Consider the following 24,047-nt stretch of genomic DNA (forward strand, 5'->3'; position numbering starts at 1 on the left):
TAAACCCGCGTTCTGCCGCGGGTTTTTCTGTTACCATCGGGGCCGCACCCACTACATGAGGGTCGTGCGGCCCGCCTACCTGGAGATACCCATGGCGCTGGAGCGCACGCTGTCCATCATCAAGCCCGACGCGGTTGGCAAGAACGTGATCGGCGAGATCTACACCCGTTTCGAGAAGGCCGGCCTCAAGATCGTCGCCGCCCGCATGAAGCACCTTTCCCGGGCCGAAGCCGAAGGTTTCTACGCCGTCCACCGCGAGCGTCCGTTCTTCAACGCACTCGTGGAGTTCATGACCTCGGGCCCGGTGATGATCCAGGCGCTGGAAGGCGATAACGCCGTCCTGAAGCACCGTGACCTGATGGGCGCCACCAACCCGAAGGATGCCGCAGCCGGCACGATCCGCGCCGACTTCGCCGACAGCATCGACGCCAACGCCGTGCACGGTTCGGACAGCCTGGAGAACGCCGCGATCGAGATCGCCTACTTCTTCCCGTCGACCGACGTCCACGCACGCTGATCGCATTTACCCGAAGGCCATGAGCACACCGAGCGGAAACGCCATCGACATCACCCTCGCCACCGATCCTGCGGGACCGGTCGAGGGGGGCGAAGCCGTATCCGCCGCAAAAGCCGGAGGGAATCCCGCGGCGGGGTCGAAGAAGAACATCTTCGACCTCGACCGCGTCTCGCTCGAGGACTTCTTCGAGCAGGTGCTCGGCGAGAAGCGTTACCGTGCCCACCAGGTGATGAAGTGGATCCACCACCGCTACGTCACCGACTTCGACCAGATGACCGATCTCGGCAAGGCCCTGCGCGCCAAGCTGCATGAGCACGCAGAGGTCCGGGCACCGATGGTCATCCACGAGAAGCCCTCGGCCGACGGCACCATCAAGTGGCTGATCGGCATGGATCCGAAGAACGCGATCGAAGCGGTCTTCATTCCCGAGAAGAACCGCGGGACCCTTTGCGTGTCCAGCCAGGTCGGCTGCGCGCTCAATTGCCAGTTCTGCTCGACCGCCACGCAAGGCTTCAATCGCAATCTGACCACGGCCGAGGTCATCGGCCAGGTCTGGATCGCCGCGCGGCAGCTGGGCAACCTGCCGCACCAGCAGCGCCGCCTCACCAACGTGGTGATGATGGGCATGGGCGAGCCGCTGATGAATTTCGACAATGTCGTGCGTGCGATGAGCATCATGCGCGACGACCTGGGCTACGGCCTGGCGAACAAGCGCGTCACCCTCTCGACCGCGGGCATGGTCCCGATGATCGACAAGCTCGGGCAGGTCAGCGACGTGTCGCTCGCGGTTTCACTGCATGCGGCCAACGACGAGCTGCGTACCGAGCTGGTACCGCTGAACAAGAAGTACCCGATCGAAGAATTGATGGCCGCCTGCCAGCGCTACGTCACCCGCAAGCCGCGCTCGTCCATCACCTTCGAATACACCCTCATGAAGGGCGTCAACGACCAGCCGGTGCACGCCCGCCAGCTGGCGCGGCTGATGCGGCAGTTCGACAACGCCACCCAGATGAAGGATGCGGCGAAGGTCAACCTGATTCCGTTCAATCCGTTCCCCGGCACCCGCTTCGAGCGTTCGGCGGAGGAGGACATCCGCGCGTTCCAGAAGTTGCTGCAGGAAGCTCGTGTGCTCACTACGGTGCGGCGCACCCGGGGCGACGACATTGATGCCGCCTGCGGGCAGCTCAAGGGTCAGGTGATGGATCGTACCCGGCGACAGGCCGAGTTCCGCAAGACCCTCGAGGCAGCGGGAGCAGGTGATGCCGCTGCGTGAGGTGGCTCGCATCCGGGCCCTGTCCAGGCACGGCATGGTGCTCGTGTTGTTATGCACGGTAGTCGCTGGTTGCAGTCGCTTGACCTTCGTCAAACCCGATTTGGGTCGTGGCGATTTCGAAAGGACGGCTCCCGAAGTCGACATGACCCCGGACCAGCGTGGGTCCGGCGCAAGCGGCGCGCGGGTCGCCGTGCAGCGTGGCCAGGTGGCGCTCGGCCAGGGCGACATCACTGCGGCGGCCAAGCTGGCCCGTGAGGCCGTGCGCCTGGCGCCCGACTCGTCCTCCGCCCACACGCTGCTCGCGATCACTGCCGACCGACTCGGCGATTCCCGTTCCGCCGGCAAGCACTACCGGACCGCCGTGGAGCTCGCGCCACAGCAGGGCGGGATGCACAACAACTACGGTGCATGGCTGTGTGGCAGCGGCCGGGAGCAGGAGTCGCTGGAGTGGTTCGAGAATGCGGTCACGCTGCCGGGTTATCGATCCGTAGCGTCTGCACTCGCCAATGCCGGCTCCTGCGCAGCGAGGGCGGGCCTGCAGGACAGGGCCGTCGGGTATCTGGATGCGGCACTGGAGCGAGACCCCGGGAACCCCGTGGCGCTGGAGGCGATGGCGCGGCTGGAACTGGATCGCGGCGACGCGTTCCGCGCCCGCGCTTTCGCGCAGCGGCGCCTGGGGGTTGAGCCAATAAACGCCGACGTGTTGTTGCTTGCGTCACAAATTGAAGAAAAACTGGGCGACAGGGAGGCTGCCGCCGGCTACGTTCAACGAATGGAGGCGGAGTTCCCGGCATCGTCGGGCTCCGGAGAAGGGGAATAAGTCACACCATGAAGCAGTCGAACGACACCGCGCCCGAAGGCGCCCTCAGCTGTGGCTCACGCCTCCGGCTGGGGCGGGAGTCGGCAGGACTGACGCAACAGGAGGCCTCGGCGAAGCTGAAGGTCCCGCTGCGGGTGATCCGCGCACTGGAAGCCGACGATTGGGAATGCATTGGCGCTCCCGTGTTCGTCCGTGGGCAGTTGCGCAGTTATGCCCGGCTGGTGGGCGTCGAGCTCGACGCCCACCTCCTGCAGAAGGAAGTGGGGGTGGTCGCACCGCCGGAACTGGTCAGCCATGGCCACGTCCCGCGCTACCGCCGGGTGTTCGAGCAGGCCACCCGGCGCGCCGCGTATATCGCCATCACCGCCGTGATCGCGGTGCCGGTGTGGCTGGAAACAAGTCGCCACCTGTCCAGCGAGCTGAGCGTCCAGTCCCTCGAAGTCCCGGTCGATCCGCCCGCGACGTCGGCATCCGGTAGTGCGCCCGGGCAACGCATGGATCCCGCGCCACTGCGCACCCCGCTCATTGCGTCGATGGGTTCGCTGCGATCCTCTGCCTCCGAGGGTGTCTCCGGCAGCGGGGCCGCTCCCGCCCTGGCGTTGTCCTTTCAGGGCGACAGCTGGGTGGAGGTGTTCGATGCCGAGGGCGAGGTCCTCGAGCAGGCACTGCTGTCCAGCGGCGACAGCCGTGACTACGCCGAGGGCGAAGTGGGGCGGGTGGTGCTGGGCAATTCGGCGGCCGTGGAAGTGCGCGCCAACGGTAAGCCCGTCGACGTGGCCGCCTTCAGTCGAGCGAACGTGGCCCGCTTTGCGCTATCCTCTGACGGCTCCGTCGCGCCGGTCGAGAACTGACCCGCGCCAGGCGGATCAGCGTCCTCGCCGGCCCGGGTTCCCGGGCCTGTCCTAATCAATGTCCTCGCCGCCAGGCGGGGCGGGATGGCATCACGGCCCCAGCATGGCAATAGACGATCTGCTCGACGAGCACGAACAAAGCGAACGTGTCCTGGAATGGTTGCGGAACAACGGTGCCGGGCTCATCGGCGGCATCGTGCTGGGCCTTGCGGCCATCGGCGGCTGGAAATGGTGGGAGCAGGACCGCCAACAGCAGGCTTTGTCGGTGGCCGACCGCTACCAGACGGCCGTCGACCAGGTCGAAGCCGGGGACGAAAGGGCCGCCACTTCGGTAGCGTCGCTCGAAGGAACGGTCTATGGCGCACTTGCAGCGATGGACCTGGCGGCAGCACAGGTCCGGGAAGGGCGCGTGCCCGAAGCGATCACCACGCTCCGGAGCATCCAGCCGACCGATCCCGCGATGGCCGCCGTCGTGGACCAGCGCCTCGCGCGGCTGTTGATCGATTCGGGTGATGCCGAAGCCGCATTGGAGCTGCTGGCGGGCCAGGATGACCCGAACGCCCTCCAGGTGCGGGGCGATGCCTACGTTGCACTGGATCGTCACGAAGAAGCTCGCGAATCGTACGGGTCGGCCCTGGCCGCACTGGAACCCGACGCGCCGCAGCGCCGCATCATCGAACTCAAATTCATGGAAGTCGGGGGAGTCCCCGCCAGCACCGAGGCCCAGTCTTGATGAAGCACAATCTTGCGCCCACGCGCGTCCCCGCCTCGCGGGCTTACTTCATCCGCAGCGCGGCCATCGGGTTCTGCGTCATCGCCCTTGCCGGGTGCAACACGGTGAAGGGCTGGTTCGGGGATGACGACGACAAGGCCGTGGCGCCGGTGGAGCTGGTGGAATTCCAGCAGACCCAGCCCATTGCCAGGCTCTGGACGGCCAGTGCCGGCAAAGGTGAGGGACTTCTGGGAGCACGCCAGCGCCCGGTCATCGCCGATGGCCGGGTCTACGCGGCTGCCGTCGAGGGTGGCGTGCGGGCCTTCGATCTCGTCAGCGGCGCGAGTGCCTGGGTATACGGGAGTGACCTGCGTATCGCCGGTGGCCCCGGCGTGGGGCAGGGCGTAGTGGCCGTCGGCAGCCTGGAGGGCGACGTCGTGGCCCTCGACGCGGCCAGCGGTGCCGAGCTGTGGCGTGCGAATGTCCCGAACGAGGTGATCTCCGCCCCGGCGATCGGCATGGACATGGTGTTCGTCCGCTCCAACGACGGTCGCGTGACCGCCCTCGACCTGGCGACGGGAGAGCGTCGCTGGTTCTGGAACCGCGACGTCCCGTCGCTGTCGGTGCGGGGCAACAGCGCGCCGGTCCTCGGCCCCGGCTTCGTGTTCGTGGGCAACGACGACGGCACCGTCGTGGCGTTGTCGGCGTCGGATGGCCGGCCGCTCTGGGAGCAGGCGGTGGGCCAGCAGGAAGGGCGCACCGAGCTGGACCGGATGGCCGACGTCGACGGTGCGCCGGTCCTGGATGGCACCACCTTGTTCGCCACCAGCTTCACCGGCGAAACCCTTGCAATCAACGCGCCGAGTGGCCAGCCGATGTGGCTGAGCGAGCACGGCGGCCCGGGCCGGATTGGCGCGGCGCCCAGCCGGCTGGTGGTCTCCGCTCCTGACGGAACGGTCTACGGCCTCGACCGGAATACCGGCACCGCGATGTGGAGCCAGCCCGGCCTGTTGCGCCGGTCGGCCAGTGCGCCGGCCATTCACGGTGACTACGCGGTCGTCGGCGACTTCGAGGGCTACCTGCACTGGATGCGCCTGGACAATGGAGAGTTCGCCGCGCGCGTCCGCACCGGCCGCGACCCGGTGCGCGGTGTTCCGGCGGTTTCCGGTGACATCCTCGTCGCCCAGGACATCGATGGCGGGCTGAGCGCCTATCGCCTGGGGCAGTAGCCCCCGACCAAGCGGAACTCCGCTTTTCCCGTTTCCGCTCCTGGATCCCCCATGCTCCCGCTCGTAGCAATCGTTGGTCGCCCCAACGTCGGAAAATCAACGTTGTTCAACGCGCTCACGCGTACGCGCGATGCGCTGGTGCACGACGAGCCGGGAGTCACCCGCGACCGCCACTACGGGGTGTGTCGACCGGAAGGGCAGCGCGAGTTCGCCGTGGTCGACACCGGGGGCATCGCCGGCGAGGACGAAGGCCTGGTCGGTGCCACCGCACGCCAGGCCCGGGCCGCCGCGGCGGAAGCCGACCTCGTGCTGTTCATCGTCGACGGAAGAGAGGGCGCCTCCGCCCTGGACGACGAGATCCTCGCCTGGCTGCGCCGCGCCGCGCGGCCGACGATGCTGGTAGTCAACAAGACCGAGGGCCGCGACTCGCAGGCGGCCCTGAACGAATTCTCCCGCTACGGCATCGGCGACGGCATTGCGATCTCCTCCGCCCATCGCCAGGGTATCGATGACCTGATCGACGAGGTCATCGCCCGCCTGCCGGAGGTTGGCACCTCGGAGGAGCTCGATAACGACCCTGCCCGCATCCGGGTGGCCTTCATCGGCCGTCCCAATGTCGGCAAGTCCACACTGGTCAACCGGCTGCTGGGGGAGGAGCGCATGATCGCCTCCGATGTCCCTGGCACCACGCGCGACTCGGTGGCGATCGACATGGAGCGCGATGGCCGCCTGTACCGGTTGATCGACACCGCCGGCCTGCGGCGCAAGTCGAGGGTCGACGAGGCCGTCGAGAAGTTCTCGATCATCAAGACCCTGCATGCGATCGAGCAATGCCAGGTCGCCGTGGTGATGCTCGATGCCGGCGAGGGCGTGACCGACCAGGATGCCAGCGTGCTGGGGTATGCCCTCGACGCCGGCCGCGCACTGGTGGTCGCGGTCAACAAGTGGGACGGGCTGACGGACTACCAGCGCCAGCAGGCCGAGTCACTTCTGGCCAGGAAGCTCGGCTTCGTGGACTGGGCGGAGGCCGTGCGCATCAGTGCGAAGCATGGTTCCGGCCTGCGCGAGCTGTTCGCCGCCGTGCATCGTGCCCACGCGTCGGCAACCCACGAGTTCAGCACCAGCGAAGTGACCCGGGCGATCGAGATCGCCTACGAAGCAAATCCACCCCCGGTGGTGCGCGGGCACGTGGCGAAGCTGCGGTTCGCTCACCCGATCGGAAGCAACCCGCCCACCTTCGCGGTGCACGGCAATCGCCTGCGGACGCTCAGCGACTCCTACAAGCGCTACCTGGAGAACTTCTTCCGGAAGCGGTTCAAGCTGGTCGGGACGCCGGTGCGCTTCATCTTCAAGGAAGGCAGCAACCCCTACGAAGGCAAGAAGAACGTCCTGAGCGACAAGCAGATCGCCAAGAAGCGGCGGCTGATCAGGCACGTCAAGCGCGGCAAGTGAATCTGGAGCCGGCCATCGCGGGGGTCTGGGCATGACAGCCACGGAAATCCCGTTCGCGGCCGCCCGCAGGCTGATCCAGGAGGAGGTGGGCGTCAGCCCGCTGGCGCCCGAGACGCTCGCACTATCACGATGCCATGGGCGGATTCTCGCCGAAGAAGTTCTGGCACCCCGGCCGTTGCCGGGATTCGCCAACAGCGCCATGGACGGTTTTGCCCTGCGGCATTCCGACCTCGGTCCCGGCGACACGCTGTTGACGCTGGCAGGCGAGCAGTTCGCCGGCCCCCACCTCGGGTTGGCGCTGCCCCCGGGGCATTGCGTCCGCATCACCACCGGCGCCCCCTTGCCAGTGGGTGCCGACACGGTCGTCATGAAGGAACACGCGGGCATCGAAGGCACCGGCGTGCGGGTGGAGGTGACGACGCGGGGCGCCCACGTCCGGCATGCAGGCGAGGATGTCGAGGCAGGCACCCGGGTGTTCGGCCGCGGAGACGTGCTGACACCGGCGCGGGTGGCATTGGCTGCAGCTCTCGGCATCGATTCGCTGATGGTCTCGCGCCGGCCTACGGTTGCCGTCTTCACCTGCGGCGACGAGCTGGTGGAACCCGGGCTGCCCTTGGAGCCGGGGCAGATCCACGACAGCAATCGCGAGCTGTTGATGGGCCTGCTCCGCGCGGAAGGGCTGGAGCCCACGGCCTGGCCGATTCTGCCCGATGATCCCGAGCGGATATCGATCGCGCTGCGCGATGCCGGTTGCGCCTTCGACCTCATCGTGACCTGCGGCGCAGTCTCCATCGGTGAGAAGGACCACATCCCGGCGGTCCTGGCGGAGTTCGGCAACATCCACTTCTGGAAGGTGCGGATGAAGCCCGGCATGCCGGTGCTGTTTGCCAGCCTGGACCAGGCGAGGGTGCTGGCACTTCCGGGCAACCCGGTGTCGGTGCTGGCCACGTGGCTCACCCTGGGCCGTACACTCGCCGATGCGATGCAGGGGAGGACCGAGCCGCGGCGACGCTGGGTGGCCCGATTGACGTCGCCCGTCCGCAAGCCACACGACCGCCTCGAGTTCATCCGCGGCCGGTTGGGGCACGGCGAGGTCGGCATGGAGGTGGAGCCTTCCACCGCCACCGGGTCCCACCGCCTGCGCGCGGCGGCCGATGCCGATGCGCTTCTCGTGGTCCCCGAAGGCGCGCAGGAGCTACCCGCCGGATCGATGGTGGAAGTCCTGCCCCTGTAACTCCGGCCCCGCGGTTGGGCGGATAATGCACCGATGGACATAGAGATCATCGAGCCTGCCGAAGCCCGGCGCCGGCAACGCGCGGGTGCGGTGCTGGTCGACGTACGCGAGGCCCACGAGCAGGCGTCCGGCATGGCGGAGGGCGCGTTCGGGGTTCCCCAGTCCCGGCTCCAGGCCGCTCCCACCGACGCACTGCCCGAACCCGACGCGGACGTCCTCCTCATCTGTGAGACCGGTGCGCGCTCGCAGCAGTGCGCGCAGGCGCTGATGGATGCGGGCTATCGCCGGGTGGCATCGGTCCAGGGCGGTACGCGCCGCTGGCGAGGAGAGGCGCTGCCGCTGGTCCGGCCCGCGGGCGACCATGACTTCCTCGAGCGCTATTCGCGCCACCTGCGCCTGCCGGAAGTGGGAGAGGCCGGCCAGCGCAAGCTGCAGGCGGCGCGGGTGGTCGTGGTGGGCGCCGGTGGTCTCGGCTCGCCGGCGCTGTTCTATCTTGCGGCGGCAGGGGTGGGGACCCTGGTGCTGGTCGACGACGACATCGTCGATCGCAGCAACCTGCAGCGCCAGATCCTGCATACCGAAGAGCGGATCGGCCGTGCCAAGGTCGACTCGGCCCGGCAGGCGCTGTCTGCGCTCAACCCGTCGGTCGCCATCGAAACCCGCAACGAACGTTTGACCAGCACCAACGTGGAGGACCTCCTTGAGGACGCGGACCTGGTGCTGGACGGTGCCGACAACTTCGCCGTGCGCTACCTGCTCAACGATGCCTGCATCAAGCTGCGCAAGCCGCTGGTGCACGGGGCGGTGCACCGTTTCGAAGGGCACGCGAGCGTCTTCGATGCCGGCCGCCATCGCGGCGTGTCCCCCTGCTACCGCTGCCTGTTCCCCGAGCCACCGCCGCCCGAGGCCGCCCCCAACTGCAGCGAGGCCGGCGTGCTCGGGGTACTTCCAGGGATCATCGGCATGATCCAGGCGACCGAGGTGGTCAAGCTGCTGCTGGGCATCGGTGAGCCGTTGACCGGCCGCCTGATGCACCTGGACGCGCTGTCGATGCGTTTCCGCGAAATGCGCCTGGAGCCGGACCCGGAGTGCCCGGTGTGTGCGCCGGGACGGGCATTTCCCGGGTACATCGACTACGAGGCTTTCTGCTCCGGTCGCTGAGGCATGGGGTTACCGCAGGAACCGTGACAGCGCCTCCCCGTAGCCGGGCTGGAGATGGATATCGTTGTGGTCCGCCGCCGGGAAATCGGCCACCTCCGGCGTGACCGCCAGACCCTCGACGAGTGCCTGCGTGCGCTCCGGCGGGACAACCACGTCACGACCGGCCGCCAGTACCAGCACCGGTCCTCCGTGCCTCGCCAGTGCTTCGATGGAGTCGTACCTTTCGGTCATCAACCAGCGGACCGGCAGCCACGGGTAGTGGCCCTGCGCAACGGCGGCCAAGCTGTCGAACGGGGTCACGAGAACCAGGCGGTCGACCTCCCGATGCGCCGCGACGTGGGCGGCGACGCCGCTGCCGAGGCTTCGTCCGACCACCGATACCGGCTCCCCGGGGTGGAGCTCGGCCACATGGTCGTACAGGGCCAGCGCGTCACCGGTGAGTGCCTCCTGCGTCGGCTCTCCGCCGCTTGCGCCGTAGCCCCGGTAGGCCAGCAGGTAGACGCTGCGATGCGGGAACCAGCGAGCGAAGTCACCGCGGTTCGCCTCGATACGCTCGGCGTTGCCACCGAAGTAGAGGATCGGCGCCGGCGCGGAAGGATTCACCACCCAACCACGCAATTCGACACCGCCGCGTTGCAGGCCGAAGTCGGTACCGGCCCGGTCGCTGCGAGTGAACTGCGGGTAATAGACCATGCTGCGCTGTTGGGTGAACATCAGTGCAGCGAGGGCCAGGTACAGGATCACAGCTACCGCGACCACTGCCAGCCACCCTTTCCAGCCCATCAGCGGGAGCTCCACAAGTGGAGCGATGCGACACCGCGAAGGGCAGGGCGCTCGGTCATCGGCAGCATGGCATCCGAATGGGCGATAATGTCCGGCCCGACTCTAGCGCAGGCCTGCAGGACACGCATGACGGCACCACCGACGGCTCTCCCGGACTCCACCGCTGGTGCCCGGATACTCGATGGCAAGCGGATCGCCGAGGACCTGCTCGGGAACCTGAAGGCAAGGGTGGATGCGAGGGTCGCCTCGGGCAAGGCGCCTCCCGGCCTGGCGGTGGTGCTGGTCGGCTCCGACCCGGCCTCGGCCGTCTATGTGCGCAACAAGCGCCGCGCCGCTGAAAAGGTCGGGATCCGTGCCATCGACTTCGACCTGCCCGCCGACACTGGCGACGAGGAGCTGCTGTCGCTGATCGATCGGCTGAACGCGGACCCGACCGTGCACGGCATCCTGGTGCAACTGCCGCTGCCCGACCGTCGCGACGCCACCGCCCTGATCCACCGCATTTCCCCTGCCAAGGACGTCGACGGCTTCCACCCCGAAAACGTCGGGCACCTGGCGCTGCGCCAGTTCGGCCTGCGGCCGTGCACCCCGCGCGGCATCACCACGCTGCTGGGATACACCGACCGTCCCGTGCGGGGGCAGAGCGCCACCGTCGTCGGCGTGTCCAACCACGTGGGCCGGCCCATGGCGCTGGAGCTCCTCATCGCCGGCTGCACCACCACCTGCTGCCACAAGTTCACCCCGCCCGAGGTGCTGGAAGCCGCCGTGCGCGGCGCCGACATCCTGGTGGTGGCGGTCGGGCGACCGCGCATGATCCCCGGCGAGTGGGTGAAACCCGGCGCCGTGGTGATCGATGTGGGTATCAACCGCCTGGAGGACGGGCGGCTGTGCGGCGACGTCGGCTTCGAAGAGGCCGCCAAACGTGCCAGCTGGATCACCCCGGTCCCCGGCGGCGTGGGCCCGATGACGGTGGCCACCCTGATGCAGAACACTCTGGAAGCCGCGGAAGCCGCCGAAGGCAACGCGGCGCCCCTGTAGGAGCGGCTTCAGCCGCGATGGGTTCCGAAGGGCCCTGGGTTGTACGGGCGCGAAACACGGCGATCGCGGCTGAAGCCGCTCCTACAACAGCACGCGCCACGCGCGTCGCCGGGGCCGAACGCGGTACAATGGCGCGCTTCACCTCTCCCGGGCCCGCCCCATGCTGCGCATCCAGGCTGAAGCACTTACCTACGACGACGTTTCGCTCGTTCCGGCGCACTCCACCGTCCTGCCCAAGGACGTCTCGCTCACCACCAGGGTCACCCGCGACCTGTCGATCCGCCTGCCGATCCTGTCGGCGGCCATGGATACCGTCAGCGAGGCCCGTCTCGCGATCGCACTGGCCCAACTGGGCGGCATCAGCGTCATCCACAAGAACATGAGCGTGGCGCAGCAGGCCTCCCACGTCGCCCAGGTCAAGACGTTCGAAGCCGGCGTCATCCGCTCGCCCTTCACCGTGGGCCCCGATGCCAGCATCGCCGAGGTCATCAAGCTCACGCGCGAGCGCAACATCTCCGGGGTCCCGGTGGTCGATGGCGGTCAGCTGGTCGGCATCGTCACCAGCCGCGACATGCGCTTCGAGAAGAAGCTCGATGATCCGGTCCGCCACATCATGACCAAGAAGGACCGGCTGGTGACGGTGAAGGAGGGCGCCTCCGACGAGGAGGTGCTGGGCCTGCTGCACAAGCACCGGATCGAGAAGGTGCTGGTGGTCAACGACGCCTTCGAGCTGCGCGGCCTGATCACCGTGAAGGACATCCAGAAGAAATCCGACAACCCCAACGCCGCCTACGACAGCAGCGAGCGCTTGCTGGTGGGCGCCGCAGTGGGGGTGGGTGGAGATACGGAATCGCGCATCGAGGCGCTGGCCGCGGCCGGTGTCGACGTGGTCGTGGTGGACACCGCGCATGGGCACTCGCAAGGCGTGCTCGAGCGGGTCGCCTGGGTGAAGAAGCACTTTCCGCAGTTGCAGGTGGTGGGCGGCAACATCGTCACCGGCGATGCCGCACTGGCGCTGATGGACAGTGGCGCCGATGCGGTCAAGGTTGGCATCGGCCCGGGCTCCATCTGCACCACCCGCGTGGTCGCGGGCGTCGGCGTGCCGCAGATCACCGCCATCGACATGGTCGCCGAGGCACTGCAGGACCGCATCCCGCTGATCGCCGATGGCGGCATCCGCTATTCCGGCGACATCGGCAAGGCACTTGCCGCGGGTGCATCGACGGTCATGGTCGGCGGCCTGTTCGCCGGCACCGAAGAGTCTCCGGGCGAGACCGAGCTTTTCCAGGGCCGCAGCTACAAGAGCTACCGCGGCATGGGCAGCCTGGGCGCGATGGAGCAGGGGTCGAAGGATCGCTACTTCCAGGATTCCAGCGACGCCGACAAGCTGGTGCCCGAGGGCATCGAAGGGCGGGTGCCGTACCGCGGCCCGCTGCGCAACGTGGTCCACCAGCTGATGGGCGGACTCCGGGCCACGATGGGTTACGTGGGCTGCCCGACCATCGAGGACATGCGCAGCAAGCCGCAGTTCGTGCGCATCACCAACGCGGGCTCGCGCGAGAGCCACGTGCACGACGTACAGATCACCAAGCAACCCCCGAACTACCAGGCAGGTTGATGAGCCCGGCCGACATGACCGACATCCACAGCGACAAGATCCTGATCCTCGACTTCGGGGCGCAGTACACCCAGCTGATCGCCCGCCGCATCCGCGAGATCGGCGTCTACTGCGAGGTCTGGGCCTGGGACCACGATCCGGCGGAAATCGCCCGTTATGGGGCCCGCGGCATCATCCTGTCCGGCGGCCCCGAATCGACCACGCTCGAGGGCGCACCGCGGGCCCCGCAGGAAGTCTTCGATGCCGGCCTGCCTATCCTCGGCATCTGCTACGGCATGCAGACGCTGGCCGCCCAACTGGGTGGTTCCACCGAGGCCGCCGACGCCCGCGAATTCGGCCACGCCGAGGTCGAGCTGGTCGCGCATGACGCGCTGCTGGGCGGTTTGAGCGACCACGGCGGCGAGCCGCGCCTGAATGTCTGGATGAGCCACGGTGACCACGTCGCCACCGCGCCCCCCGGCTTTACCGTGACCGCAAGGACCGACCGCATTCCCGTGGCCGCCATGGCCAACGAGGACAAGCGCTGGTACGGCGTGCAGTTCCACCCGGAGGTCACCCACACCTTGCAGGGGCAGACCCTGCTGCGCCGGTTCGTGACCGAGATCTGCGGCTGCCAGACGCTCTGGACCGCCGCCCACATCATCGAGGACCAGATCGCCCGCGTGCGCGAGCAGGTCGGCAGCGACGAGGTCATCCTCGGCCTGTCCGGCGGCGTGGATTCTTCCGTAGTGGCCGCGCTCCTGCACAAGGCCATCGGTGACCAGCTCACCTGCGTGTTCGTGGACACCGGCCTGCTGCGCTGGAAGGAAGGCGACCAGGTGATGGCAATGTTCGCCGAACACATGGGCGTCAAGGTCGTGCGCGTCGATGCCGCCGACCGCTACTTCAAGGCGCTGGAGGGCGTCAGCGACCCCGAGAAGAAGCGCAAGATCATCGGCAACCTGTTCGTCGAGATCTTCGACGAGGAGGCCGGCAAGTGCGCCAATGCGAAGTGGCTGGCGCAGGGCACCATCTATCCCGACGTGATCGAATCTGCAGGCAGCAAGACCGGCAAGGCCCACGTCATCAAGAGCCACCACAACGTCGGCGGGCTTCCCGAGCACATGAAGATGGGGCTGGTCGAGCCGCTGCGTGAGCTGTTCAAGGACGAAGTGCGGCGACTGGGCGTGGAGCTGGGCCTGCCGGAGACCATGGTCTACCGCCACCCGTTCCCCGGCCCGGGCCTCGGTGTACGCATCCTGGGCGAGGTGAAGCGCGAATACGCCGAGCTGCTTGGCAAGGCGGACCACATCTTCATCGACGAGCTGCGCAAGGCAGGCTTGTACGACCGGACGAGCCAGGCGTTCGCGGTGTTCCTCCCGGTGCGTTCGGTCGGCGTCGTCGGTGATGCCCGCGCCTACGAATGGGTGATCGCGCTGCGTGCGGTGGAGACCATCGATTTCATGACCGCACACTGGGCGCACCTGCCGTACGAGTTCCTCGGCAAGGTGTCGAACCGCATCATCAATGAGCTTCGCGGCGTCTCCCGCGTCGTCTACGACATCAGCGGCAAGCCACCGGCAACGATCGAATGGGAATGACGGCTGCCCGATGACCCGGCGGCCATGACGGCACCGTCGCGCCCCATGCGTTCTGCTATGCGCGAATCCAACCGGAAAAACGCATGGGCCATCGCATCGTCATCGTCGGCGGGGGCGCGGGCGGAGTAGAACTGGCCACGCGTCTCGGCCGCAGCCTGGGCAAGCAGGGGCGGGCAGAGGTCACGCTCGTCGACCTGCACCTGACCCACGTATGGAAGCCGCTGCTGCATGAAGTGGCAGCTGGCTCGCTCGACTCTTCCGAGAATGACCTCAACTACCTCGACCAGGGGAAGCGGAACGGTTTTTCCTTCCAGCTGGGGCGGATGTGCGGGCTCGATCGCAAGGGCAAGCGACTGTTGCTTGGACCGGCGCTCGACGAGGAGGGCCGCGAACTGGTGCCGGCGCGCGCGCTGTCATACGACACGCTGGTGATCGCGATCGGCAGCGAAACCAACGACTTCGGAACCCCGGGGACCGCCGAGCACTGTACTTTCCTTGACGACCGGGAGCAGGCCGAAGGCTTTCACCGGCAGTTGCTTGGCCGTTACCTCCGTGCACATGCCTGCGATGACGGGCAGCGCGACGGCATGGTGGGCGTCGCAATCGTCGGGGCGGGTGCCACCGGCGTTGAACTGGCCGCGGAGTTGCGCCACGCCGCCAGCGAGATGGCCGCCTATGGCCTCGATGAGATCCGTCCGGAGAACATGCGCATCAGCCTGGTCGAGGCCGGTCCGCGCATCCTGCCGCCGCTTCCGGAGCGGGTGGCACGGGCGGCGCACGACAAGCTGGTGCGGCTGGGGGTGGATGTGAGGACCGGTTCAACGGTCGAGGAGGTGCGGGCAGACGGATTGCAGATCAAGGACGGTGATTTCGTCCCCGCCGCGCTCAAGGTCTGGGCCGCCGGCATCCGTGCGCCAGCGTTGCTCAAGGACCTCGACGGACTGGAAAGTAACGGGAAAGGGCAACTGGTGGTGGAGCGCACACTGCAGACCACCCGGGATCCCGACATCTTCGCAATGGGTGACTGCGCGGCCTGCCCGTTGGGAGAGGAGGGCGACAAGACAGTGCCCCCTCGCGCGCAGGCGGCGCACCAGCAGGCAAGCATGCTGGTGCGTTCGATGAAGGCGCGGATACAGGGTGGGGAGCTGCCCCGTTTCACCTATCGCGACCATGGATCGCTGGTCTCGTTGTCGAGCTACAGCGCCGTCGGCAACCTGATGGGCAACCTCGGCAGCGACGTCAAGCTCGAGGGGTGGTTGGCACGGATGTTCTACGCTTCGCTGTACCGCCAACACCAGTTGGCCCTGCACGGGTTCCTGCGTACGGGGCTGCTGGTGCTGTCCGACCAGCTGGGGCGCTCCACCGAGCCCCGCCTGAAGATGCACTGATAACATGGCGCGCCCGCCGCACCCGCTGGCGCCCACAGGACATCGTCGACCGTGTCTACGCCGGAATCCACGCCCGCCACCATCGAGGTCGACGACCAGCGCTGGATGAGGCACGCGTTGGCGCTCGCAGCCCGTGCGGAGCGCGAAGACGACGAGATCCCGGTCGGGGCGGTGGTGGTCTCGGCCAGCGGCGAGCTCCTGGGGGAAGGCTGGAACCGCAACATCACCGAGCATGACCCGACCGCCCACGCGGAGATCGTGGCCATGCGGCAGGCCGGCTTCCGGCTGGGCAACCACCGCCTGGTCGGTACCACGCTCTACATCACGCTGGAGCCCTGCGCGATGTGCGCAATGGCCATGGTGCATGCACGAATCGACCGGGTCGTCTTCGGCGCGTTCGACCCGAAGACGGGTGCCGCCGGCAGCGTTTTCGACCTGCTGGCCGACCCGCGCCACAACCACCGGGTGGCGGTGCAGGGCGGGGTGCTTGCGGAACAGGCCGGGATCGCGCTCAGCAACTACTTCCGGCGCAAGCGCGGCCGGCCGCTCCTCTAGCTTCCCGGGAAGTTCCGCTGGCTGGATTGCGCGCGGGTGTGGCTGCGATCCATTTCCTCATTGAGGATCGACACGGCGATCGTCGACTCGCGGGAGAGCACCAGGCTGGCGACGAACAGCGCCAGCACGCCGAGTACCGCGAACGACGTGGGCAGCATCCCCACGCGGTAGTGGACAAACGCGTCCAGCGCCACCGCCAGGCTGGTGCCGACAAAGCAGCTCACCGCAATGTAGAGCATCTGGCTGGCGCGCAGGATCAGGCCGGTGCGCCTGCGCTGCCTCGCGATGCAGTGGTCCAGCCAGCCCCGCTCGTCCTCGTTGGCCGCCTGCTCCATGTCGCGCATCATCTGGCGCAGGCGGTCCACGACCCGGGCGAGGCGGTTGTTGGCCGACAGCAGCAGCGACGCGGTCGCCGTCAGGAAGAACGCCGGTGCGAGCATCGCGCTCAGCACGGCATAGTGACTCTGGAACGGAAGCATGAACGGACCGCGCGCTGGGTGTGGTGGGATATCATGCCTCCCCTTGCACCAGACGGCGACCCATGGGCACTACGACAGGGAACGAACAGCGGTTGATCTGGATCGATCTGGAGATGACCGGGCTGGATACCGACAACGACTCGATCCTCGAGATCGCGACGATCGTCACCGACGCCAACCTCGAGGTGCTGGCCGAGGGGCCGGAGCTCGCCATTCGCCACCCGCTCACCCGGCTGGAGGCGATGGACGACTGGAACCGGAACCAGCATCGCAAGTCCGGGTTATGGCAGCGCGTCCTGGAGCAGGGAGTGACCATGCAGGAGGCGGAGGAGCGCACGCTGGCGTTCCTTGCCAAGTGGGTGCCGGCCAACGCCTCGCCGATGTGCGGCAACTCGATCTGCCAGGACCGGCGCTTCCTGCACCGGCAGATGCCGGCGCTCGAGAAGCACTTCCACTACCGCAACCTCGACGTCAGCACGCTGAAGGAACTGGCGCGCCGCTGGGCACCGCAGATCCTGGCCGGTGTCGGGAAAGAGGCCAGGCACACCGCGCTGAGCGACGTGCAGGACTCCATCGCCGAGCTGCGGCACTACCGCTACTTCATGGGTGACCTGAGCGGCCTGCAGCCGCCGACGGCCTCCTAGCCACGCCCTTCGGGGTTGGCGTCCGCGGGCGCTGCCAGCAGGCGCGGGTCGACCACGCTGCCATCCACGGTGTGGTGGTACATGTGCACGTCACGCTGCGGGAAGGGGATGCCGATACCAGCGGCGTCGAAAGCCTTCTTGATGCGCTCGGTCAATTCGCACTTGGTCATGAACCAGTCCGCGTTGGCGGCATGGCAGCGGATGCCGAGGTTCACCGAGTTGTCCGCCAGGGCGTAGACCAGCACCGTCGGCTCGGGCTCGGACAGCACGCGCTCGTCCGCATGCATCAGGCCGAGGGCGATCTCCCGGGCCTGGTCGATGTCCGCGTTGTAGCTGATGCCGATCACCAGCTCGACCCGGCGCATCACGTCCGGCGTCAGGTTGATGATCGAATCGGTGGTGACCAGGCTGTTGGGCAGCACGATGGTCTGGTTGTCGGCGCCGCGCAGCCGGGTCTGGAAGATGCTGACATCCTCCACCACGCCGGTCTGGCCGTTGATGGTCACCACGTTGCCGACCCGGAAAGGCTTGAGCGTCACCAGCATCACGCCCGATGCGATATTCGACAGCGAATCCTTCAGCGCGAGGCCGATGGCAAGGCCGGCGGCACCCAGCACGGCGAACATTGAGGTCATCGGGACCCCGATCACCTGCAGCGCGGCAAGAATGAGCACGACCAGCAGGATCACGTAGGCGACCTTGCGCAGGAACTGCGACGCGGTGGTTTCGATGCCGGAGCGGCTCATCGCGCGGTCGACCAGCTTGAGTATCCAACCGATCACGTAGCGACCGACCAGGAACAGCAGCAGTGCCAGGCCGAGCCGCAGCCCGAGGGCAGTCAGCGCTTCGGTCCATTCACCGGCTTTCGCCATTGCAATCCAGCTGGTCGCTTCCATCGGTCCTCCACATCGTCAAATGCAACGCCCCGCACGGGCGGGGCGTCGGTGCGCGGCTACTTTTGCAGCCGCGATGTCAGCAGGTTGTGTTCGCCGCTCAGCCCTTCGCCTTGGCTTTGGCCAACCGCAACCAGGTGTCCACGACGGTATCCGGGTTCAGCGACACCGACTCGATGCCCTGTTCCATCAGCCACTGCGCCAGGTCCGGATGGTCGCTGGGGCCCTGGCCGCAGATGCCGACGTATTTGCCCTTGGCCCTTGCCGTCTGGATGGCCATCGACAGCAGCTTCTTGACGGCCGGATCGCGCTCGTCGAACAGGTGGGCGACGATGCTGGAGTCGCGGTCCAGGCCCAGGGTGAGCTGGGTCAGGTCATTGGAGCCGATCGAGAAGCCATCGAAGATCTCCAGGAACTCCTCCGCCAGCAGGGCGTTGGACGGCACCTCGCACATCATGATGATCTTCAGCCCGTCCTTGCCTTGCTCGAGGCCGTTCTGGCGCAGCACTTCGACCACCTTGCGACCCTCGTCGAGGGTGCGGACGAAGGGAATCATCACCCAGCAGTTGGTCAGCCCCATCTGCTCGCGCACCTTCAGCACGGCGCGGCATTCCAGCGCGAAGGCCTCCGAGAAGCTTGGGTCGACATAGCGGCTGGCGCCGCGGAAGCCGATCATCGGGTTCTCTTCATGCGGCTCGTAGCGCGAGCCGCCGATGAGGTTGGCGTACTCGTTGGACTTGAAGTCCGAGAGGCGCACGATGACCGGATTCGGTGCAACCGAAGCGGTGATCGTCGCGATGCCTTCGGCCAGGCGATCCACGTAGAAATCCACGGGGCTGCTGTAGCCGGCGATGCGCTCGTCGATCTTCTTCTTCGTTTCCGGATCCTGCTGGTCGTACTCCAGCAGGGCCCTGGGGTGCACGCCGATGTGGCTGGCGATGATCATCTCCAGGCGCGCCAGGCCGACGCCTGCGTTGGGCAGCATCGCGAAGTCGAAGGCGCGGTCCGGGTTGGCCACGTTCATCATCACCTTCAGCGGCGCAGGCGGCATGTCCTGCAGGTCCGCCACGTGGCGCTCGAAGGGCAGGGCACCCTCGTAGATGAAGCCGGTATCGCCCTCGGCGCAACTCACGGTCACGGTCTGGCCGTCCTTGATCGTGTCCAGCCCGTTGCCGGTGCCGACCACGGCCGGGACGCCCAGCTCGCGGGCGATGATCGCGGCGTGGCAGGTCCGGCCGCCGCGGTTGGTGACGATGGCGGCCGAGCGCTTCATCACCGGCTCCCAGTCGGGATCGGTCATGTCGGCGACCAGCACGTCGCCGGGCTGCACACGGCTCATGTCATCGAGCGAGCGCACCACCCGGGCCACGCCGCTGCCGATCTTCTGGCCGATGGCGCGGCCTTCGCAGACCACCGGTCCACGCTCGCCAAGCTGGAAGCGCTCGATCTGGGTGGCGTGCGAGCGCGACTTCACCGTTTCCGGGCGCGCCTGCACGATGAAGAGCTTGCCGCTGACGCCGTCCTTCGCCCACTCGATGTCCATCGGGCGGCCGTAGTGCTTCTCGATGGTGAGCGCCTGGCGCGCCAGCTCGTGCACGTCCTCGTCGGACACCGAGAAGGCATTGCGCAGTTCGGATGGCGTGTCCTCGGTGCGCACCCGCTCGCCGGGCTGGTCGGAATACACCATGCGCAGCTGCTTGGCGCCCAGCGAGCGACGCAGGATCGCGTTCTTGCCCTGGGCCAGCGTCGGCTTGTAGACGTAGAATTCGTCCGGGTTAACCGCGCCCTGCACGACCATCTCGCCCAGGCCGTAGCTGGAGGTGATGAACACCACGTCGCGGAAGCCGGACTCGGTATCGAGGGTGAAGAGTACGCCGGAGGCACCCACGTCGGAGCGCACCATCAACTGCACGCCGGCCGACAGGAACACATCCTCGTGCTTGAAACCGTGGTGGACGCGATAGGCGATGGCGCGGTCGTTGTAGAGACTCGCGAAGACTTCCTTGACCTTGACCAGCACGTCCTCGACACCGGTGACGTTGAGGAAGGTTTCCTGCTGGCCGGCGAAGGAGGCATCGGGCAGGTCCTCGGCGGTGGCCGATGAGCGCACCGCGACCGCCACGTCCCCGCCGCCGTTCTCGCCGCACAGCTTGGCGTAGGCCTCGCGGATGCCGGTGTCGAGCTCCGGCTGCAGCGGCGCGTCGATCACCCAGCCCCGGATCTCCTTGCCCGCAGCTGTCAGCGCACCGACATCCTCCACGTCCAGCGAAGCCAGGCGGTCGAAGATGCGCTTTTCCAGATCGTTGTGGGCGATGAAGTCCTTGAACGCCTCCGCCGTGGTGGCAAAACCGCCGGGGACGGAAACGCCCAGGTTGGCGAGGTTGCCGATCATCTCGCCGAGCGAGGAATTCTTGCCGCCCACGCGGGCCAGGTCGTCGAGGCGCAGGGCGTGCAGCCAGAGGATGTTCTCTTTCAAGCAGGGTCTCCGTGGGGGTGGGCGGATCGGGCAGGAACGGCCGTCTCAGCCAAACCGCTATGATCGCTCCTGCGTCGGATGCTTACAAGATTGATTCGACGGGCTTTTTCCTGTTGTTGGACCAGAAGGGCGGGGGTTCGGATGGCGCAGTTGCGGCCGGTTTTCTACATTTCCGACGGTACCGGCATCACTGCCGAGACCATCGGGCACAGTTTGTTGACCCAATTCACCGACACCCAGTTCATCGGTGAGCGCATCTCGTTCGTGGACAGCGTCGAGCGCGCGCGCGAGGCGGCCAACCGGATCCGGACCGCTGCAGAGATCCATAGTGCCCGCCCGATCGTCATCAATTCATGCATGGATGCCGACGTCAGCGAGACCCTCGCCGAGAGCGGGGCGCTGATGCTGGACGTGTTCGCGCCCTTCATCGAGCCGCTGGAACGGGAGCTGGATGAATCCCGCCAGCGGCACGTCGGCCGCGCCCACGCCATCGTCGACTTCGACACCTACCACCGCCGCATCAACGCGATGAACTACGCGCTGGCGCACGACGACGGGGCCGCTATCGACTATTCGGACGCGGACGTGATCCTGGTGGCGGTATCCCGTGCCGGCAAGACGCCGACCTGCGTCTACCTGGCGCTGCACTACGGCGTCCGGGCGGCGAACTATCCGCTGACCGAGGAAGACCTCGAGCAGGACCGCCTGCCACCCCGCCTCCGCCAGTACCGGGACAAGCTGTTCGGCCTGACCATCGACCCGGTGCGCCTGCAGCAAATCCGGCAGGAACGGCGCCCCAACTCCCGCTACGCCCAGCTGGAAACCTGCCGGCGCGAGGTGACGCAGGCCGAGGCGCTGTTCCGTGCCGAGCGGATCCCGACGCAGAGCACCACCCATACATCGATCGAGGAGATCGCGAGCAAGGTGCTGTCGACGCTGGGGATCCGCCGCGAGATGTTCTGAACAAGCTGTACGGCAAACGGTGACCTGTGCCCGCACCGGCTGCCGCGGCGGCCGACCCCCGTGTAGCATCGGGGAATGAGCACCGTCACCACCCGCCGCATGCACATCCCGACCCTGAGCCGCTTCGGCTGGCTCATGGGGCTGTACACCGAGAACCACGACCGCCTGTCGGGTCTCTTCCAGACCGCCCGGATGGAGCAGGGGCGGCACGTGTCCAGCGTCGGCGACGGACTGGACCTGCGGGTGGACGTACTGGAGCAGCACCGCTACACCACCGAACTGCGCCTGAGCTACAGCATGGCCGATCCGGTCACCGGCGAACCAGACCCGTCCGCGTACCTGCGCCAGTACCACGACGCGCGCCAGCTCGAGGCGACCCATTGCTATATCGGGCGCCGATGGCAGGACGTGATCGGCATGTATCCGCCCGCGGCCGAGCTGATCGACCACCGCATGCGGATGAACACCTTCCTCGGCAAATGGCTGCAGTACCTGGGTGACCGCGGCCACGGCATCCACACTTTGGCGGCCGTCGAAAAAATTCCGCCCGATCTGCAAAAGACCGCTTGACGACTTCGGAACTCATCCTTAAGCTTGTCGACTTTCCAGCACGTGGGGCCATAGCTCAGCTGGGAGAGCGCTACAATGGCATTGTAGAGGTCGGCGGTTCGATCCCGCCTGGCTCCACCACTTCAAAGGTTCTTCGTTACTCGACTGAGTGAAAGCAGTCGGCCAAAGTGCGAAGGACCCCTGCGTCCCCATCGTCTAGAGGCCTAGGACACAACCCTTTCACGGTTGCGACCGGGGTTCGAATCCCCGTGGGGACGCCACTTCTTCAAGCAAACAGGGCTGCCGAAAGGCGGCCCTCTTTGTTTATGCGTGTCAGCCGCGGATCCCGGCGTCGCGCTCGCCGGGCGTGCCTTCGTGCCGCTTCCAGGGCCAGCGGCCCTCGAGCTCCACTTCCAGCGAAATGCTGAGGAAGGTGCGGACCAGGACAATCATCCCCAACACCAGCACGCCCTCCATGGTCGGCTCGACACTGACCGTGCGGATGATGTCGCCGGCTACCAGCAACTCCAGGCCGAGCAGGATGCTCCGGCCCAGGTCCTGTCGAAGCTGCTGGTAGCGCCCGATCTCCCCGTCCGGGTGTCGCAGGGTGCGGAACAGCGAGTAGGCGAAACCCAGCACGATCACCGCCACGCCCAGCATTTCCAGCAGCAGCGTGGCGAACTGCGTGGCCTGGTGCGCGACGTTGCTCAGTGTGTCCAAGGGACGCTCCCGCCGGGGTGGAGGTCCGATGTTCCTTGGCCGGCGTGACGATGGGGTCCATGCGCGGCATCGAACGAGCAGCTCAACCGTTTCCGACGTTCTCGCGTAGCGGGATGCGGTCCGGCCAGCCGCCGGCCAGCGTCTTGTAGACCGCCACCGCATTGTTGGCGGTCCGGGTGCGGACCGCGGCCAGGGCATCCTGGGCCTGGAGCCGCACCCGTTCGGCGTCCAGCACTTCCAGCAGGCCCGTGGCTCCGGCGTCGTAGCGGATGCGTGCGAGCTCGGCGGCGCGGGTGCTGTCGAGCGCCGCCTGGCTCAGGTGGGTGTCCTCTTCGCGGGAGCGCTGGTAGCGCACCAGCGCATTTTCCGTTTCCTCCAGCGCAAGCAGGACGGTCTGCTGGTAGCGCGCGAGTTCGCCCGAAGCATCCGCATCGGCGGCAGCCATCCGCGCCTTGACCCGTCCGATGTCGAGGAACGACCAGTCGACGCCCAGCGCCACCAGCCGGGTTTCGCTGTCGCGCTCGAACAGGTCACCTGCATCGATGGCCTGGCTTCCGATCAAGCCGCCGAGGGTGAACCGCGGGAACAGGTCCGCAGTCGCGACACCGATGCGCGCGGTCGCCGCATGCAGGCGCTGCTCGGCCGCGGCGATGTCCGGGCGGCGGCGCAGCAGGTGGCCCGGCGTGCCCGGATCCACCGCAGCCGGGATCGCCGGCAAGCCCGCCGGCTGCTCCAGTTGCGTCAGGAGATCGGAGGGTGCCTTGCCCGTCAGCACGGCGATCCGGTGCATCAGCACCGTCGCTTCCGCCTCCAGCGCCGGCACCCGGGCAAGCGTTGCCTCCAGTTGGGCACTGGCGCGGGACCGGTCGAAGTCGGTCGCGCTGCCTGCATCCAGGCGCGCCTGCACGATGCGCAGCGTCTCGCGCTGGTTGTCGGCGTTGGCGCGGGCGACCCGCAAACGCTCCTGCAGGCCGCGCAGGTCCATGTAGCTCTGGACGGTACCGGCCACGATGCTGACCTGCAGGGCACCCAGGTCGGCGGCGGCAGCGGCGGTGTTGGCCGGCTGGCTTCGATGCCCCGGCGCACGCGGCCGAACAGGTCGAGCTCCCATG

Annotated in this window: 23 protein-coding genes and 2 tRNA genes; 19 read left to right on the plus strand and 6 right to left on the minus strand. The window is 67.4% G+C overall.

Annotated features, from left to right (window positions below; genetic code table 11):
* The first annotated feature begins 91 nt into the window (after nucleotides 1–91).
* The 9 genes from ndk (at nucleotide 92) to moeB (ending at nucleotide 9,249) form a co-directional block, all read left to right on the plus strand.
* Complete coding sequence (gene ndk, locus B5D37_RS00935; protein ID WP_078757419.1) at nucleotides 92–517, plus strand: nucleoside-diphosphate kinase; 426 nt, start codon at nucleotides 92–94, stop codon at nucleotides 515–517.
* A 19-nt stretch (nucleotides 518–536) separates the two neighbouring features.
* Nucleotides 537–1,790 (plus strand): dual-specificity RNA methyltransferase RlmN, encoded by a 1,254-nt coding sequence (gene rlmN, locus B5D37_RS00940; protein ID WP_078756841.1) that lies wholly within the window; start codon nucleotides 537–539, stop codon nucleotides 1,788–1,790.
* A 34-nt stretch (nucleotides 1,791–1,824) separates the two neighbouring features.
* Nucleotides 1,825–2,610, plus strand: coding sequence for a type IV pilus biogenesis/stability protein PilW (pilW, locus tag B5D37_RS00945; RefSeq protein ID WP_234987658.1), 786 nt, complete (start codon nucleotides 1,825–1,827; stop codon nucleotides 2,608–2,610).
* Nucleotides 2,611–2,618: 8 nt separating this feature from the next.
* Nucleotides 2,619–3,461: a RodZ domain-containing protein gene (locus tag B5D37_RS00950; RefSeq protein WP_078756843.1), complete on the plus strand. Its 843-nt coding sequence runs from the start codon at nucleotides 2,619–2,621 to the stop codon at nucleotides 3,459–3,461.
* A gap of 103 nt (nucleotides 3,462–3,564) precedes the next feature.
* Complete coding sequence (locus B5D37_RS00955; RefSeq protein ID WP_078756844.1) at nucleotides 3,565–4,194, plus strand: YfgM family protein; 630 nt, start codon at nucleotides 3,565–3,567, stop codon at nucleotides 4,192–4,194.
* Nucleotides 4,194–5,402 (plus strand): outer membrane protein assembly factor BamB, encoded by a 1,209-nt coding sequence (gene bamB, locus B5D37_RS00960; protein WP_078756845.1) that lies wholly within the window; start codon nucleotides 4,194–4,196, stop codon nucleotides 5,400–5,402. Before B5D37_RS00955 ends, bamB begins: the two co-directional genes overlap by 1 nt.
* A 51-nt stretch (nucleotides 5,403–5,453) precedes the next feature.
* Nucleotides 5,454–6,854, plus strand: coding sequence for a ribosome biogenesis GTPase Der (gene der / locus B5D37_RS00965; RefSeq protein ID WP_078756846.1), 1,401 nt, complete (start codon nucleotides 5,454–5,456; stop codon nucleotides 6,852–6,854).
* Between the two features lie 31 nt (nucleotides 6,855–6,885).
* Nucleotides 6,886–8,088 (plus strand): molybdopterin molybdotransferase MoeA, encoded by a 1,203-nt coding sequence (locus B5D37_RS00970; RefSeq protein ID WP_078756847.1) that lies wholly within the window; start codon nucleotides 6,886–6,888, stop codon nucleotides 8,086–8,088.
* A gap of 33 nt (nucleotides 8,089–8,121) precedes the next feature.
* Nucleotides 8,122–9,249, plus strand: a complete 1,128-nt coding sequence (gene moeB, locus B5D37_RS00975; protein ID WP_078756848.1) for a molybdopterin-synthase adenylyltransferase MoeB — start codon at nucleotides 8,122–8,124, stop codon at nucleotides 9,247–9,249.
* Between the two features lie 9 nt (nucleotides 9,250–9,258).
* Here moeB and B5D37_RS00980 read toward each other — a convergent pair whose 3' ends face one another.
* On the minus strand, nucleotides 9,259–10,032 hold the full coding sequence (locus B5D37_RS00980) for an alpha/beta hydrolase (protein ID WP_078757420.1): 774 nt from the start codon (nucleotides 10,030–10,032) through the stop codon (nucleotides 9,259–9,261).
* Nucleotides 10,033–10,158: 126 nt separating this feature from the next.
* On the opposite strand from B5D37_RS00980, the gene folD reads away from it, so the two are divergent.
* The 5 genes from folD to tadA all read left to right on the plus strand — a co-directional run bounded on the left by folD (nucleotide 10,159) and on the right by tadA (nucleotide 16,211).
* The gene (gene folD, locus B5D37_RS00985) at nucleotides 10,159–11,070 is read left to right on the plus strand and encodes a bifunctional methylenetetrahydrofolate dehydrogenase/methenyltetrahydrofolate cyclohydrolase FolD (RefSeq protein WP_078756849.1); all 912 of its coding nucleotides are present in this window, start codon (nucleotides 10,159–10,161) and stop codon (nucleotides 11,068–11,070) included.
* 160 nt (nucleotides 11,071–11,230) lie between these two features.
* Nucleotides 11,231–12,688 (plus strand): IMP dehydrogenase, encoded by a 1,458-nt coding sequence (gene guaB, locus B5D37_RS00990; protein ID WP_078756850.1) that lies wholly within the window; start codon nucleotides 11,231–11,233, stop codon nucleotides 12,686–12,688.
* 14 nt (nucleotides 12,689–12,702) lie between these two features.
* Nucleotides 12,703–14,268: a glutamine-hydrolyzing GMP synthase gene (gene guaA / locus B5D37_RS00995; protein ID WP_078757421.1), complete on the plus strand. Its 1,566-nt coding sequence runs from the start codon at nucleotides 12,703–12,705 to the stop codon at nucleotides 14,266–14,268.
* Nucleotides 14,269–14,351: 83 nt separating this feature from the next.
* Nucleotides 14,352–15,656 (plus strand): NAD(P)/FAD-dependent oxidoreductase, encoded by a 1,305-nt coding sequence (locus B5D37_RS01000; protein WP_078756851.1) that lies wholly within the window; start codon nucleotides 14,352–14,354, stop codon nucleotides 15,654–15,656.
* 51 nt (nucleotides 15,657–15,707) lie between these two features.
* Nucleotides 15,708–16,211 (plus strand): tRNA adenosine(34) deaminase TadA, encoded by a 504-nt coding sequence (tadA, locus tag B5D37_RS01005; RefSeq protein ID WP_268776097.1) that lies wholly within the window; start codon nucleotides 15,708–15,710, stop codon nucleotides 16,209–16,211.
* Here tadA and B5D37_RS01010 read toward each other — a convergent pair.
* On the minus strand, nucleotides 16,208–16,690 hold the full coding sequence (locus tag B5D37_RS01010) for a DUF2721 domain-containing protein (protein ID WP_078756852.1): 483 nt from the start codon (nucleotides 16,688–16,690) through the stop codon (nucleotides 16,208–16,210). The two genes, tadA and B5D37_RS01010, sit on opposite strands and share 4 nt — an antisense overlap.
* Nucleotides 16,691–16,752: 62 nt before the next feature.
* On the opposite strand from B5D37_RS01010, the gene orn reads away from it, so the two are divergent.
* Nucleotides 16,753–17,334, plus strand: coding sequence for an oligoribonuclease (orn, locus tag B5D37_RS01015; protein ID WP_078756853.1), 582 nt, complete (start codon nucleotides 16,753–16,755; stop codon nucleotides 17,332–17,334).
* Here the strand turns inward: orn and B5D37_RS01020 are convergent.
* Together B5D37_RS01020 and ppsA are read right to left on the minus strand one after the other, a co-directional pair.
* Complete coding sequence (locus B5D37_RS01020; RefSeq protein ID WP_078756854.1) at nucleotides 17,331–18,230, minus strand: mechanosensitive ion channel family protein; 900 nt, start codon at nucleotides 18,228–18,230, stop codon at nucleotides 17,331–17,333. The genes orn and B5D37_RS01020 overlap by 4 nt on opposite strands.
* 97 nt (nucleotides 18,231–18,327) lie before the next feature.
* Complete coding sequence (gene ppsA / locus B5D37_RS01025) at nucleotides 18,328–20,703, minus strand: phosphoenolpyruvate synthase (RefSeq protein WP_078756855.1); 2,376 nt, start codon at nucleotides 20,701–20,703, stop codon at nucleotides 18,328–18,330.
* A 141-nt stretch (nucleotides 20,704–20,844) separates the two neighbouring features.
* On the opposite strand from ppsA, the gene ppsR reads away from it, so the two are divergent.
* The 4 genes from ppsR to B5D37_RS01045 all read left to right on the plus strand — a co-directional run bounded on the left by ppsR (nucleotide 20,845) and on the right by B5D37_RS01045 (nucleotide 22,496).
* Nucleotides 20,845–21,666: a posphoenolpyruvate synthetase regulatory kinase/phosphorylase PpsR gene (gene ppsR, locus B5D37_RS01030; RefSeq protein ID WP_078756856.1), complete on the plus strand. Its 822-nt coding sequence runs from the start codon at nucleotides 20,845–20,847 to the stop codon at nucleotides 21,664–21,666.
* A 75-nt stretch (nucleotides 21,667–21,741) separates the two neighbouring features.
* The gene (locus tag B5D37_RS01035; protein ID WP_078756857.1) at nucleotides 21,742–22,236 is read left to right on the plus strand and encodes a DUF1249 domain-containing protein; all 495 of its coding nucleotides are present in this window, start codon (nucleotides 21,742–21,744) and stop codon (nucleotides 22,234–22,236) included.
* A gap of 44 nt (nucleotides 22,237–22,280) precedes the next feature.
* A tRNA-Ala gene (locus tag B5D37_RS01040) sits at nucleotides 22,281–22,356 on the plus strand.
* Between the two features lie 64 nt (nucleotides 22,357–22,420).
* Nucleotides 22,421–22,496: transfer RNA gene (locus B5D37_RS01045), tRNA-Glu, on the plus strand.
* A gap of 52 nt (nucleotides 22,497–22,548) precedes the next feature.
* Here B5D37_RS01045 and B5D37_RS01050 read toward each other — a convergent pair.
* Both B5D37_RS01050 and B5D37_RS01055 read right to left on the minus strand, forming a co-directional pair.
* Nucleotides 22,549–22,935, minus strand: a complete 387-nt coding sequence (locus tag B5D37_RS01050) for a DUF1622 domain-containing protein (protein ID WP_200809159.1) — start codon at nucleotides 22,933–22,935, stop codon at nucleotides 22,549–22,551.
* 82 nt (nucleotides 22,936–23,017) lie between these two features.
* Nucleotides 23,018–24,046, minus strand: a complete 1,029-nt coding sequence (locus B5D37_RS01055) for a TolC family protein (protein ID WP_200809160.1) — start codon at nucleotides 24,044–24,046, stop codon at nucleotides 23,018–23,020.
* Nucleotide 24,047: the final 1 nt, after the last annotated feature.

The sequence above is a fragment of the Lysobacter spongiicola DSM 21749 genome, assembly GCF_900167055.1.
Lineage (GTDB): Bacteria > Pseudomonadota > Gammaproteobacteria > Xanthomonadales > Xanthomonadaceae > Novilysobacter > Novilysobacter spongiicola.